Consider the following 12,901-nt stretch of genomic DNA (forward strand, 5'->3'; position numbering starts at 1 on the left):
CCTTATTCCAGACCGCCGCCGCGACGAGTCAGCTCCTGGGTGGTATCGAACCGGCCGACCACGTCGAGATTGCCCACCAGCGGACGGCGCACCTCGTAGTTCACCCGCATCAGCCAACCACCATCGGTGCGCTCGAACTTCACGTTGTTCGGCTTCACGTTCTCGGAGTAGTTGATGTACAGGCGACGGAAGAACAGGTCCTGGATCTTGGACGGATCCATGTCACCGATGCCGGGCTCGCTCTCCAGGCCCTTCATCGAACTCTTGACCGAGTAGTACTCCTGGTACATCGGAAACAGCTTCATGCCGACGAAGGCCGCAAAACCGACCACGCCCAGCACGATCAGGAAACTGATCAAGGTGATGCCGCCCTGACGCTTGTAGTTCATTGCCATTCCCCCGTTAGCACGCCCTGGATGTTGCCGTCACTGGATGCTGTTGCCGATCCGGGACGGTTCGAAACTCCCCTTGCAGAACCAGTCCTCGCAGTTCAGCCAGATCAGGAAGGCCTTGCCGCGCAGGTTCTCCTCCGGCAGGAAGTGGGTCTGCGTCCACAGCCGGCCGTCCTCGCTATTATCACGATTGTCGCCCATCACGAAATAGTGGCCCGGCGGCACGATCCACTCGCCCTCGCCGGTCGCCCGGTCCAGCACTTCCAGCACCTTGTGCGGGCGGCCCGGCAGCTGTTCCTCCAGCAGGGTCGCGCTCTCGGCACCCATCGGCAGGCCGCGCCCGGCGTAGGTGCCGAGGGTCTGGTAGGCCAGCGGCTGGCCGTTGATGGAAACGGTGTTGCCCTGGAAGCCGATGCGGTCGCCCGGCAGGCCGATGACGCGCTTGATCCAGTTGTTTTCCGGATCGTGCGGCGGCTTGAACACCACCACGTCGCCACGCTTGGGTTCGCCGATGGCGACGAACTTGCGGTTGTTGATCGGCAGGCGCAGGCCGTAGGCGAACTTGTTGACCAGAATGAAGTCACCGATCAGCAGGTTCGGCATCATCGAACTGGACGGGATCTTGTACGGCTCGGCGACGAAGCTGCGCAGCACCAGCACGATGGCCAGTACCGGGAAGAACGCCCGCGAGTAGTCCACCAGCACCGGTTCCTCGTCCAGCAGTCCGCCGCGCGCCGCACGGCGCTTGGCGAAGAACAGCTTGTCGAGCAGCCAGATAACGCCGGTGAGCAGCGTCAACACGACCAGGATAGTTTCGAACCAGACCATCTAGTGTTCCTTCGGAACGGGATTGGGAATTCGGGAGTGGGGATTCGTCTGGAGCGGGCCCACCATCGGCCCGGTTCCTCACCGCGTCCCCGACGCCCAGCTTACTTGTTGTCGACCTGCAGCACCGCCAGGAAGGCCTCCTGCGGGATTTCCACCCGGCCGACCTGCTTCATCCGCTTCTTGCCTTCCTTCTGCTTCTCCAGAAGTTTCTTCTTGCGGGTGATGTCGCCACCATAGCACTTGGCCAGCACGTTCTTGCGCATCGCCTTGACCGTGCTGCGGGCGATGATCTGCGAGCCGACCGCGGCCTGGATCGCCACGTCGAACATCTGCCGGGGAATCAGCTCGCGCATCTTCTCGGTCAGCTCGCGGCCTCTGCGGTCGGCCTGGCCGCGATGGACGATGAGCGAGAGCGCATCGACCTTGTCGCCATTGATCAGGGTGTCCACCCGCACGAACGGGCCGGCCTGGAAACGCAGGAAGTGGTAGTCCAGCGAAGCGTAACCGCGACTCACCGACTTGAGCTTGTCGAAGAAATCCAGCACCACCTCCGCCATCGGCAGTTCATAGCTGATCTGCACCTGGCTGCCCATGTAGGTGATGCCGATCTGGCTGCCGCGCTTCTCCTCGCACAGCGTAATCACGCTGCCCACGTAGTCCGGTGGCGTCAGGATGTTGGCGCGGATGATCGGTTCGCGGATTTCCTCGATCTGGTTGACCGGCGGCAACTTGGCCGGGTTGTCCAGCGGCATCACCGTGTCGTCGGTCTTCAGGATTTCATACACGACCGTCGGCGCGGTGCTGATGAGGTTCAGGTCGTACTCGCGCTCCAGGCGCTCCTGCACGATCTCCATGTGGAGCATGCCCAGGAAGCCGCAGCGGAAACCGAACCCCATCGCTTCGGAACTTTCCGGCTCGAAGCGCAGCGCGGCGTCGTTGAGGCGCAACTTTTCCAACGCTTCGCGCAGCGCCGGATAGTCCTCGGCGTCCACCGGGAACAGGCCGGCGAACACGCGCGGCTGCATTTCCTGGAAACCCGGCAGCGGCTTGGGCGCCGGATCGGAAGCCAGGGTCAGGGTGTCGCCGACCGGCGCACCGTGCACGTCCTTGATGGATGCGGTTATCCAGCCCACCTCGCCCGCGCCCAGCTTCGACAGCACCTTGCGCTTGGGGGTGAACACGCCAACGCTGTCGACCTGGTGGGTACGGCCGGTCGACATCACCAGGATCTTGCTGCCCGGGACGATGTCGCCCTGCATGACCCGCACCAGCGAGACCACGCCCAGGTAGTTGTCGAACCAGGAGTCGATGATCAGCGCCTGCAGCTTGTCGGTATCGCGCGGCTGCGGCGGCGGAATGCGCTGGACGATGGCTTCCAGCACCAGATCCACGTTCAGGCCGGTCTTGGCGCTGACCGGCACCGCGTCTTCGGCGTCGATGCCGATGACCGCCTCGATCTCGCTCTTGGCGCGTTCGATATCGGCGGTCGGCAGGTCGATCTTGTTCAGCACCGGCACCACTTCCAGCCCCTGCTCCACCGCGGTGTAGCAATTGGCGACCGACTGCGCCTCCACCCCCTGTGCCGCATCGACCACCAGCAGCGCGCCTTCGCAGGCCGCCAATGAACGCGAGACTTCGTAACTGAAGTCGACGTGGCCGGGGGTGTCGATGAAATTCAGGAAATAGGTCTGTCCGTCCTTGGCCTTGTACGGCAGGGACACGGACTGCGCCTTGATGGTGATGCCACGCTCGCGCTCGATCGGATTGGAGTCGAGCACCTGCGCTTCCATTTCGCGGGCCTGGAGGCCGCCGCAAAGCTGGATGATGCGATCGGCCAAGGTCGACTTGCCATGGTCGACGTGCGCGATGATGGAAAAATTGCGGATGTTCCGCATGGAATCAGAGGACATGAGGGGGCGGCGGCCACGGCCGTCGTCAGGATAACGGGGCATTATCGCATGGCTGGGGCAATCCCGACCTCCACCCCACAAACATGAACGCCCGCCGGGAGCTCCGGCGGGCGTCAAGGAAAAGGTGTAAACGGGTTTACGGCTTGTCGTCGCCGGCGGTTACCGCCAGGAAACGCGTCACCCCGCCCTGCCGGACCAGCAGCATCACGGTCTGGCCCGACTTGACGTCCTTGAGCTGACCATTGAGCGCCGCCGCCGAACCGACCGGAGTGCGTCCGACCTGCAGCACCACCATACCCGGAGCCAGCCCTGCCTCGCGGGCGGCATTGCCGTTGATGCGGGAAATCAGCACGCCCTCACCCGCCTTCAGACCCATCTGCTTGCGCGCATTCGCGTCCAGGTCCTGCCCGACAATGCCAAGCGGATTGTTGCCGACAGTCTGCGCGGGCTTGCCCGGGACGGCCGGGAGACCGCTGGCCGAAGCGGATTCCTCGTTGAGCTCGGTCAGGGTCACGCTCAGATCCTTGGACTTGCCGTCACGTATGACCGTGATGGTGGCCTTGGTGCCCGGGGTCAGCGCCCCCACCAGCGGCGGCAGGTCCGAGGAATCATTGATACGCGCGCCGTTGAAGCCGGTGATGATATCGCCCGGCACCAGGCCTGCCTTTGCCGCCGGGCTGTCTTCCAGCACTTGGTTGACCAGCGCACCGCGCGAGTCGGCGGCCCCCATGCCGCGTGCCTTTTCCGTCGTCAGTGGCTCGACCACCACGCCCAGTTGCCCACGGCTTACCTTGCCGGTCGACTTCAGTTGGTCCACCGCGCCCATCGCCAGATCAATCGGGATGGCGAAGCTGATGCCCATGTAGCCGCCGGAGGCGGAGAAGATCTGCGAGTTGATGCCGACCACTTCGCCGCGCGTGTTGAGCAGCGGGCCGCCGGAGTTGCCCTGGTTGATCGCCACGTCGGTCTGGATGAAGGGCACATAGCGTTGTTCCTGACCGCCGGTGCTGCGGCCGACCGCGCTGACCACGCCGGCGGTGACCGAATGGTCCAGGCCGAACGGCGAACCGATCGCCACCACCCACTGGCCCGGCTTGAGCGTCTTCGAGTCGCCCAGGCGCACCACCGGCAGGCCCTTGGCCTCGATCTTCAGCAGCGCCACGTCGTACTGCTGGTCGCTGCCGATCACCTTGGCGGTGAACTCTCGGCGATCCGGCAGCTTCACCTTCACCTCGTCGGCGCCATCGATGACATGGTGGTTGGTCAGCACGTAGCCGTCGGCGGAAATGATGAAGCCCGAACCGGCGGAGACACCGCGCGGTCCGCGGCCGCGATCACCCGGGCCCGGCATCTGGAAGCCCGGCGGCAGCATGCGACGGAAGAATTCCGGGATCTCGTCCTCCCCCATCGCCTCGCCGGCATCGGCGGTCCGACGGCTGCCGATCTGGGCTTCGATGTTGACCACGCCGGGACCGACCTGCTCCACCAGATTGGTGAAATCCGGCAGGCCGCTCACAAGCTGCGGGGCGGACGACTGCGTCACCGCGGGCACGGTGGTGGCGGCCGGCCCCGCCGGCGCTGGGTCGGCGGGACGCGCGCAGGCGGCCAGCGGCACGGTGAGGAACAACAGGGACAACACGTTGGAACGGGCACTCAGGCTCATCGAATGCGGGCCTCGATTACAGGTGGTGACGGATCTTGGAGTGGAACCCCGGGCGCGGACCGCGCCGGGGAATGACGATGCGACCGCGGTTCAGCGCTGCGGTGCGTGGGCCGGCTCGGCCGGTGGCGACACCGACGAGGGCGAAGGTTCGAACGGGTAGAACGTGCGCCCGCCCGAATCGCTGGAGAAACCGGCATTGAACGCACCGCTGGCCGGGTACTGCGACAGCGTGGAGCGCGGCCACGGCCGGGCCTGCGGGGTGACCGCCGGCGTCTGCGAGAACGGATCGGTATTGCGGGCCAACGTGGCGATCGGTGCGTTCACCGGCGCGCCGACTGCCGTGCTCGGGGGGATCGCAACCGGCGGCCTGCCGGCACTGGCCACCGCGCGGACCGGTTCACGCATTACCCGCGTCGCGGCGCTGCGGGCCGCCTGCTGGGTGCGGGTGGCGCTGCGGCGGGAAGCGGTGTCGGTGCGGCGCGGCACACTGGCCACGGCCACCGCGGCGGTCGCCGCCGAAGCCAGGGCCTGTTCTGCCGCCCCGGCACCATCGGCCAGGGTGCCGGTCTCGGCGGTCGCGGGAACACCATTTCCTTCGGCCGGCGCGCTCGGCACCGACGCCACCGACGGAGCGGCGGACGCCGCGTCTTCCTGCGGCACCTGCTGACGGGCCATGAACAAGGCGACCAACGCCACCGAAGCGGCCAATGCGCCACCGCCCCAACGGGCCAGACGACCGCGCGACGCGCCCGTCGAATCCTGGTGGGCCGCCGGTTGCCGCGCTTCAGCCGCGACGGCCAGCGCCACCTTCGCGGCGAAACCTTCCGGCGCCGGCGCCTGGGTCTGTCCGCGCAGCACATCGCCGCACAGCTGCCAGCGTTCCCAGCAGGCGTTCAGTTCGCCGTCGTGCCGCAGGCGGCGCAGCAGGAAACGGGCTTCATCGGGCGACAACTCGCCGTCCATCAACGCCGAAAGCTGCTGGCGGTTGTGGATGTCCAGTTTGTCGAGTTCTACGGTCATGGGCGGCTACGCTCCCGGGTGGCACTGTCTGTATCGAGCAAGGGTCGCAATTCGGCATCGATGGCTTCACGCGCACGGAAAATGCGGGAACGCACGGTGCCGATGGGGCAATCCATCTTCTGCGCGATTTCCTCGTAACTCAGGCCGTCCACCTCGCGCAGGGTGATGGCGGTCCGCAATTCCTCGGGCAATGCATCCACCGCCTTCATCACCGTGCGTTCCAGTTCCTGGCGCATCAATTCGCGTTCGGGGGTGTCCGTGTCGCGAAGGCGGCTGCCGGCGTCGTACTGTTCGGCGTCGGCGGCGTCGACGTCATCCGTCGGCGGCCTGCGGTTGTGGGCTACGAGGTGGTTCTTGGCGGTATTCACTGCAATCCGATGAAGCCACGTATAGAACTGGGCATCGCCCCGGAAGTTCCCCAGCGCGCGGTAGGCGCGCAGGAAGGTCTCCTGGGCCACGTCCTGGCATTCGCTCCAGTCGTGGATGTAGCGCCCGATCAGGGCCACCACCCGATGCTGGTACTTGCGCACCAGCAGATCGAAGGCCGCGCTGTCGCCGCGCTGCACCCGCCTGACCAGTTCGAGGTCCAACTCCTGTGTTGAATCGGTTCCGGCCATGCCGGGCTGCACTCCTGTGAGCTCGGCCATCAGCCGGGCAATGTGACCGCATCCGCGGAAAAAAGTTCACGAGTGGGTCGCGGGCCCGACCAGCCCCGTCTCCCGTCCCGCCGCCACTCCCGGCCGGACCATCGCGCGGTTCCGGACAACGGCGACCGGAACCGGCGCATCAGCCGGGAAAAACCGGCGGGATATCAAGAATTTAACCGCCGGCACGGGATCATTTCCCCGGCCGCCGATCAACCCCTCTCCCGGATATGCGGATTTGACGCGGGTTAAACAACCTCGGGATGATAGCGGTCTTGTCCATACGTAAACGGATGGTCCGATCATGGCCGCAAACTTCGATGGGCTTCGATTCAGTCACTGGCAGACCGAACTGCGCAGCGACGGCATCGTCGTCCTCAGCTTCGACCGCCAGGGTGCCAGCGTCAACGCGTTCTCCCAGGACGCCCTGATCGAGCTGTCCGACCTGCTCGAACGCCTCGCCATCGACCCGCCCAAGGGCGTGGTGCTGCGCTCGGCCAAGGCCTCCGGCTTCATCGCCGGCGCGGACCTGAAGGAGTTCCAGGAATTCGATCGCCGCGGCACCGTCAACGACGCGATCCGTCGTGGCCAGAGCGTGTTCCAGAAGCTGGCCGAGTTGCCCTGCCCGACCGTCTCCGCCATCCATGGCTTCTGCATGGGCGGCGGCACCGAGATCTCACTGGCCTGCCGGTACCGCGTGGCCTCCAGCGACGCATCCACCCGCATCGGCCTGCCCGAGGTGAAGCTGGGCATCTTCCCGGGTTGGGGCGGCAGCGCGCGCCTGCCGCGGCTGGTCGGTTCGCCCAAGGCGATGGACATGATGCTCACCGGCCGCACGCTGTCCGCCAGCGCTGCCCGCGCGATGGGCCTGGTCGACAAGGTGGTGGAACCGGCGGTGCTGCTGGATACGGCAGTGGGCCTGATCCAGAACGGCGTGCAGCGTCCCTTCCAGCAACGCTTCCTGGGCTGGATCAGCAACACCTGGATCGCCCGCCGGATCCTGGCGCCGCAGATGACCAAGCAGGTTGCCCGCAAGGCGCCGCGCGCGCACTACCCCGCCCCCTATGCCCTCATCAACACCTGGCTGCATTCCGGCGGCAAGGGCATCCAGGGCCGGCTGGACGCAGAGCGCAAGGCCGTGGTCAAGCTGGCCTCCACCCCGACCGCGCGCAACCTGGTGCGGATCTTCTTCCTCACCGAACGGCTCAAGAGCCTGGGTGGCAAGGACCACGGCATCCAGCGCGTGCATGTGGTCGGCGCCGGCGTGATGGGCGGCGATATCGCCGCGTGGTCGGCCTACAAGGGCTTCGAGGTCACCCTGCAGGATCGCGAGCAACGCTTCATCGACGGCGCGATGACGCGCGCGCAGGAGCTGTTCGCCAAGCGGGTGAAGGACGACGCCAAGCGTCCGGCGGTGGCCGCGCGGTTGAAGAGTGATCTGGCCGGCGACGGCGTGTTGGAAGCCGATCTGGTGATCGAGGCGATCATCGAGAATCCGGAAGCCAAGCGCGATCTGTATCAATCGGTCGAACCGCGCCTGAAGCCCGACGCGTTGCTGACCACCAATACCTCTTCGATTCCGCTGACCGAGCTGCGCGAACACATTCAGCGTCCCGCGCAGTTCGCCGGCCTGCACTACTTCAATCCGGTCGCGTTGATGCCGCTGGTGGAAATCATCCACCACGATGCGATGGCGCCGGAAACCGAAAAACGCCTGGCCGCGTTCTGCAAGGCGCTGGACAAGCTGCCGGTGCCGGTCGCCGGCACGCCGGGTTTCCTGGTCAACCGCGTGTTGTTCCCGTACATGCTGGAAGCGGCCAACGCGTATGCGGAAGGCATTCCCGGTCCGGTCATCGACAAGGCCGCGGTGAAGTTCGGCATGCCGATGGGACCGATCGAGTTGATCGACACGGTGGGCCTGGACGTCGCCGCCGGCGTGGGCAAGGAACTGGCCCCGTTCCTCGGCCTGACCGTTCCCGCCGCGCTCGGCAACGTGGAAAACGGCAAGCGCGGCAAGAAGGACGGCCAGGGCCTGTACAAGTGGGAGAACGGCAAGGCGGTCAAGCCAGAGGTGCCGCAGGACTACAAGGCGCCGGAAGATCTGGAAGATCGCCTGATCCTGCCGCTGCTCAACGAAGCCGTGGCCTGCCTGCACGACGGCGTGGTCGCCGACGGTGATCTGCTGGATGCTGGCGTGATCTTCGGCACCGGCTTCGCCCCGTTCCGTGGCGGCCCCATCCAGTGCATTCGCAGCGCCGGCGCCGACGCGCTGCTGGCCAGACTCGAGGCCCTGCAATCGCGCCATGGCGATCGCTTCGCACCACGTCCCGGCTGGGATTCGGAGGCGCTGCGGCAGCCGGCCGCGTGAATGGAAGAAAAGGCCGCGATGCGGCCTTTTTCTTTTCAACCCTCAAGCCCGCTTGTGGGAGCGACGTCAGTCGCGATTCGCGATGTCAAACGCGCCTTGGCGTCAGTCGAACCGGATTGACAGGTTCGCGACTGACGTCGCTCCCACAGGGATACCGCCTCGGGCTCCGGCAGTGTCGACGAGTTTGGCTATGATTCCATTGCATGAACCATCCTCCCTTCAATTGGCGGCCCCTGCTCGACCAGTGGCGACTCACCGTGGACGGCGACGCTTTCGCCACGCCGGGCAGTCAGCTGCTGCCGGTGCGCTCGCAGGGCCGTCCCGCCATGCTCAAGCGGGCACTGACACCCGAGGAAAAATCCGGCGGCGCGCTGCTGCGCTGGTGGAATGGCGACGGCGCCGCTCAGGTGTATGCGCATGAAGGCGACACCGTGCTGATGGAGCGCGCCACCGGATCGCGTGACCTGTTCGCGATGGCGCTGGACGGTCGAGACGACGAGGCCAGTCGCATCCTCTGCGCCACCCTCGCCCGCCTGCATGCGCCGCGTGCCGCCCCACCGCCCGCGCATCTGGTGCCGCTGGGGCCGTGGTTCCGATCACTGGAAGCGACGTCGAAAGAAGGAGCGCGCTTCGCCCGCTCCTGGGCCACCGCGCGGGAACTACTGGAGGATCCGCGCGATCCGGTGGTCCTTCACGGCGACATGCACCATCGCAATGTGCTGGATTTCGGCGAACGCGGCTGGCTCGCCGTCGATCCCAAATGCGTCACCGGGGAGCGTGGTTTCGACTACGCCAATCTGCTGACCAACCCGGACCTGCCCACCGTCACCCGACCCGACCGTTTCCATCACCAGGTCGGCGTGATTGCCGAGGCCGCGCACCTGGAGCCACGGCGCCTGCTGCGTTGGGTGGTCGCTTTTGCCGGCCTTTCGGCCGCCTGGTTCCTGGAAGACCAGGACGAGGAAGGCGTCGCCTCTGATTTCGCCGTAGCGGATCTGGCACAGGCGATGCTGGAGGGTTGAGGGGCGAGGCCTGCGGAGGGAGCAGGGCGTCCGCTGAACTCATACCGCTGGCCAATCCAGCTCACATGCATTGATCGCCTTTTTCATTGACCATCGCAATGGCATGGTTGATCAACGCATCCGCGGCCTGCGCTTGCGCGGTATGCAGCGAAAGCAGAAACCTGCCATCCGCATGTCCTATTCCCTCATCTATGCAACCGCCATATCCCTTGCGCTTTCATTTCGCAGACAAGCCGAGCCATCTGCACCCACTCTCATTCTTCGATGTGATCATAGAGATCGAACCTCAGTCTCAAACCGCGTCGAGCCAAGGCATCGAGCACGGCGTTCGACAAATCGAATTCATCATTTCCGCTGGCCATGAACAACCCGCAGAAAACGTCCGGATCGTAGCTCACTCAGTTCCTGCCAGATTGCCATGTCCTGCGTCAGTCCCGATAACAGCTCGAGAATCCGGGCCTTCATATCCCCTGGCTGACGGTGCACAGCTCGCCGCCGCCAGCTTCCGCCCTTCGCGATTCGCGTCCTGCCCAGCCCAATGGACAGGCTGTCCCTTTCGGCAGGATTCCGTCGAACCGATACCTGAGTCTCGTCCAGCCTGCTCATTGCTCGTTCTCGATCTCAAAATAGCGAAAAAATCCTGCGTGATATCGCCAGCAGCGTTCCGATTCTCATGAAAGGCTTCCCTCCACCAACGCCACTACGGCCGTCAGAAGAGCAACCACAGCAATTGTGACAACCAGGTGTCCGCCTAAATGAAGGCATACACGCAAAGGGGATGTAAAAAAGACTCACCCATGCGATGTATCGAATCCGGTGGATTCATGGAATGGAAGCCCCAGTCCATGCTCACAGAGCACCGTCCGATAGTGGTCCAGATAAGCAAGCAGTGTGTCACGCAGATCGGTCAGCCCCTGGTACGCATCGACAGGGAGCGCGCCGCGCGCGGCTTCACAGACGGCGTCGGCGCGCTGGAACAGCGTGAACAATGCGTCGCCCTGCACCAGTATGCCGGGATGCTTGCGTCCTTGGTGGCGCAGCACGACGGCATTGGTGCGATCGGAATAGATTTCCACTCGTTCTTCGTACATTCCCCCTCCCAAGGTCCTGACGTTCCAGGCGCCCGCGTTGCTCCAGTCAACATCCCATCGGCACTTCAAAGACCAGCAGTGTCACCGGTATCCACCGGTCGCCGACCTGCGCTTCCACCTGGATGCGGATCTCGCTGATGGTGGAATACATCGGAAAATCCGCCGGTGACTTGAGATCCTTGATGAGACCCAGCCAGTAATCCTCGGCTTCCGATGAGTCCTCCCAGCCGGTCAATGCCTTGCGGGTCGCGTTGCGGACTTCGCCCATGGTGGCCCGGGGCACGCAGTTGGCTTCGGCTTCGGTCGGCGTGGGCACGATGAAGCTGCCGCCATCATCGGTCTCGGCGGGATGCCACTCCGATACGCAATGGTGGAAATCGACCAGATCCACATGCGGTCCTTCTCCGCTGATGCCCAGACTGGTTTCGAATTGCACCCGCACGCGATACTGCCCCTGCTGCCCCTTGGGCATCAGATTCAGGGTGCCTCCGTAGATTTCGTCACCCAGATCCAGGCTTTCTTCGATGCGGGCGGCGGGTGCTTCCCACGTGTAGCCCCCCGAGGACAGCTCACGTGCGTTGAGGGTGATCCTGTCCAGTGCCCGCGCCGATGCCGGGCCACACAGGACGGCCAGCAGGCAAGCCAGTCCGATGATCCGTCTCTCCAACGCCCATGTCATCGCCCGTCCTCCATCGCGGCACTCTAGCCGACGCGGAACAGGCAGACAATGCGTGGAGCCGATATGGACATTTCCCGCACGGGCAGTCATTCGCCCGGGTCAAATGGCCTGCTTCCGGAGACTTGCCGTTCCCCATCCAGATCCCGGCGGCGACGCAAAAAACACACGAGTCCACGGAAGAACTACATGATCCGGATGAGGATCCCGAATGCCTGTCCCACTCGGTGCCAGTCGGTCACGTGGTCATGTCGGCGAGGCCAAACAGATAGCCTTTCGCCTCCAGCAGACCACGCAGGCGCTTTTCCGCCGCATCCTTGTCGCGAAGCCGCCACGACCACAACTCGTAGTAGGGTTGCTTGGCCTGGTTGTAGACCGGTGTCCGTCTGGTCACGCTCACATCGGAGGACTGCGCGGCCTCCTGCCACATGGCCTGGAGTTCGGCCGGCCCGATCGACTGTCGGTGTCCCACGTGCAGCGTGAAAGTAAGTTCGTGTCTATGCCGCACCATCATCTCCAGATCCCGCTACCGTCGGCGCGATGTCGAAGCCTGTCCCGTCCGCAATCCCTTTCGATTCCGTCGGCAACCCGCGAAGGACCATCCCCATCCTCTCAGCGCCAGGTGTTCTTGCGACTGGGTGGCGGGGCCAGATTCTCGTCGATGACGGGCACCAGCTTGCCCAGGCCGACACGGCTGAACTCGCCCGTGCCATGGAAATCAAGCTGGCCGAAACTCTTCGCATTCAGCGCATCGCTGCCGAGAAACACTTCTTCGCCCACGACCAGCGGCCTGACCGTACTGCACACCGCCTGCGGAATCCGCAGCACGCTGATGCCGGCTTGTTTCCACGCCACGTCGGGGAGAATCCTGCGGACGACGGAACTGTCGACCCAGACATCCACGGTGTCGTCCGTCATCGAACGGCACTTCCCGATTCCAATATCGAACGCCATGCAGCCTCCTACTGGGCAGTATGTCTAAGCGTGAACAGATAGCCACGCGTCATGAGGAGTTGCCGCATCCTGGCCTCCGCCCCATGCCTGTCGAACGCCTCCCCCACCCATAACCCGTAACTCGGGCGGGCAGGTTCGGTACCTCCACGCACTTGCCGCGTCACGTTGATATCCAACGATCCGCACGCCGTCGCCCACATGACCCGAAGTTCATCGGGACCGACGGATTGGGCGGCACCTACATGCAGGACAAACACCTGGCGACGACCTTGGGACACGAGGCATCCTTAGCCACAGGGCTATGCGTGTGTGCCGAAAGGAAGTGTGGTCGCC

General features: G+C 64.7%; 13 protein-coding genes. 2 read left to right on the forward strand and 11 right to left on the reverse strand.

Going from position 1 to position 12,901, the window contains the following annotated elements; genetic code table 11:
* Nucleotides 1-2: 2 nt before the first annotated feature.
* The 6 genes from AC3DEZ_RS07375 to rpoE form a co-directional block, all read right to left on the reverse strand.
* Nucleotides 3-389: a DUF4845 domain-containing protein gene (locus AC3DEZ_RS07375; RefSeq protein ID WP_447102664.1), complete on the reverse strand. Its 387-nt coding sequence runs from the start codon at nucleotides 387-389 to the stop codon at nucleotides 3-5.
* 36 nt (nucleotides 390-425) lie between these two features.
* The gene (lepB, locus tag AC3DEZ_RS07380; RefSeq protein WP_447102665.1) at nucleotides 426-1,220 is read right to left on the reverse strand and encodes a signal peptidase I; all 795 of its coding nucleotides are present in this window, start codon (nucleotides 1,218-1,220) and stop codon (nucleotides 426-428) included.
* A 101-nt stretch (nucleotides 1,221-1,321) separates the two neighbouring features.
* Nucleotides 1,322-3,130 (reverse strand): translation elongation factor 4, encoded by a 1,809-nt coding sequence (gene lepA / locus AC3DEZ_RS07385; RefSeq protein WP_183637515.1) that lies wholly within the window; start codon nucleotides 3,128-3,130, stop codon nucleotides 1,322-1,324.
* A gap of 136 nt (nucleotides 3,131-3,266) precedes the next feature.
* A complete protein-coding gene (locus AC3DEZ_RS07390) occupies nucleotides 3,267-4,793 on the reverse strand; it encodes a DegQ family serine endoprotease (RefSeq protein WP_488387638.1) in 1,527 nt (508 codons plus the stop codon).
* A gap of 90 nt (nucleotides 4,794-4,883) precedes the next feature.
* Nucleotides 4,884-5,813 carry a sigma-E factor negative regulatory protein gene (locus AC3DEZ_RS07395; protein ID WP_488387639.1) on the reverse strand — a complete coding sequence of 310 codons (930 nt, stop codon included), beginning with the start codon at nucleotides 5,811-5,813 and terminating at the stop codon, nucleotides 4,884-4,886.
* On the reverse strand, nucleotides 5,810-6,430 hold the full coding sequence (gene rpoE, locus AC3DEZ_RS07400; protein ID WP_447102668.1) for an RNA polymerase sigma factor RpoE: 621 nt from the start codon (nucleotides 6,428-6,430) through the stop codon (nucleotides 5,810-5,812). Before rpoE ends, AC3DEZ_RS07395 begins: the two co-directional genes overlap by 4 nt.
* 331 nt (nucleotides 6,431-6,761) lie before the next feature.
* On the opposite strand from rpoE, the gene AC3DEZ_RS07405 reads away from it, so the two are divergent.
* Nucleotides 6,762-8,825 (forward strand): 3-hydroxyacyl-CoA dehydrogenase NAD-binding domain-containing protein, encoded by a 2,064-nt coding sequence (locus AC3DEZ_RS07405; protein ID WP_488387640.1) that lies wholly within the window; start codon nucleotides 6,762-6,764, stop codon nucleotides 8,823-8,825.
* Nucleotides 8,826-9,028: 203 nt separating this feature from the next.
* Entirely contained in the window at nucleotides 9,029-9,847 is an 819-nt protein-coding gene (locus AC3DEZ_RS07410) for an aminoglycoside phosphotransferase family protein (RefSeq protein ID WP_488387641.1), read from the forward strand.
* A gap of 254 nt (nucleotides 9,848-10,101) precedes the next feature.
* Here the strand turns inward: AC3DEZ_RS07410 and AC3DEZ_RS07415 are convergent, their stop codons facing one another.
* From AC3DEZ_RS07415 to AC3DEZ_RS07435, 5 genes are all read right to left on the reverse strand, one after another.
* Complete coding sequence (locus tag AC3DEZ_RS07415) at nucleotides 10,102-10,245, reverse strand: DUF4279 domain-containing protein (protein ID WP_488387642.1); 144 nt, start codon at nucleotides 10,243-10,245, stop codon at nucleotides 10,102-10,104.
* A 393-nt stretch (nucleotides 10,246-10,638) separates the two neighbouring features.
* Nucleotides 10,639-10,938, reverse strand: a complete 300-nt coding sequence (locus tag AC3DEZ_RS07420; RefSeq protein WP_488387643.1) for a DUF6959 family protein — start codon at nucleotides 10,936-10,938, stop codon at nucleotides 10,639-10,641.
* 46 nt (nucleotides 10,939-10,984) lie between these two features.
* A complete protein-coding gene (locus AC3DEZ_RS07425; RefSeq protein WP_488387644.1) occupies nucleotides 10,985-11,617 on the reverse strand; it encodes a hypothetical protein in 633 nt (210 codons plus the stop codon).
* Nucleotides 11,618-11,852: 235 nt separating this feature from the next.
* Nucleotides 11,853-12,122, reverse strand: coding sequence for a hypothetical protein (locus AC3DEZ_RS07430; protein WP_488387645.1), 270 nt, complete (start codon nucleotides 12,120-12,122; stop codon nucleotides 11,853-11,855).
* Nucleotides 12,123-12,226: 104 nt separating this feature from the next.
* Nucleotides 12,227-12,532 carry a hypothetical protein gene (locus AC3DEZ_RS07435; protein WP_488387646.1) on the reverse strand — a complete coding sequence of 102 codons (306 nt, stop codon included), beginning with the start codon at nucleotides 12,530-12,532 and terminating at the stop codon, nucleotides 12,227-12,229.
* Nucleotides 12,533-12,901: the final 369 nt, after the last annotated feature.

It is taken from the genome of Pseudoxanthomonas sp. 134C1, from assembly GCF_057773065.1.

Coding starts and splice junctions, on each gene's coding strand:
- AC3DEZ_RS07375 (WP_447102664.1), bottom strand. CDS start 389: ATGAACTACAAGCGTCAGGGCGGCATCACCTTGATCAGTTTCCTGATC.
- AC3DEZ_RS07435 (WP_488387646.1), bottom strand. CDS start 12,532: ATGACGGACGACACCGTGGATGTCTGGGTCGACAGTTCCGTCGTCCGC.
- AC3DEZ_RS07405 (WP_488387640.1), top strand. CDS start 6,762: ATGGCCGCAAACTTCGATGGGCTTCGATTCAGTCACTGGCAGACCGAA.
- lepA (WP_183637515.1), bottom strand. CDS start 3,130: ATGTCCTCTGATTCCATGCGGAACATCCGCAATTTTTCCATCATCGCG.
- lepB (WP_447102665.1), bottom strand. CDS start 1,220: ATGGTCTGGTTCGAAACTATCCTGGTCGTGTTGACGCTGCTCACCGGC.
- AC3DEZ_RS07395 (WP_488387639.1), bottom strand. CDS start 5,813: ATGACCGTAGAACTCGACAAACTGGACATCCACAACCGCCAGCAGCTT.
- AC3DEZ_RS07390 (WP_488387638.1), bottom strand. CDS start 4,793: ATGAGCCTGAGTGCCCGTTCCAACGTGTTGTCCCTGTTGTTCCTCACC.
- AC3DEZ_RS07410 (WP_488387641.1), top strand. CDS start 9,029: ATGAACCATCCTCCCTTCAATTGGCGGCCCCTGCTCGACCAGTGGCGA.
- AC3DEZ_RS07425 (WP_488387644.1), bottom strand. CDS start 11,617: ATGACATGGGCGTTGGAGAGACGGATCATCGGACTGGCTTGCCTGCTG.
- rpoE (WP_447102668.1), bottom strand. CDS start 6,430: ATGGCCGGAACCGATTCAACACAGGAGTTGGACCTCGAACTGGTCAGG.
- AC3DEZ_RS07420 (WP_488387643.1), bottom strand. CDS start 10,938: ATGTACGAAGAACGAGTGGAAATCTATTCCGATCGCACCAATGCCGTC.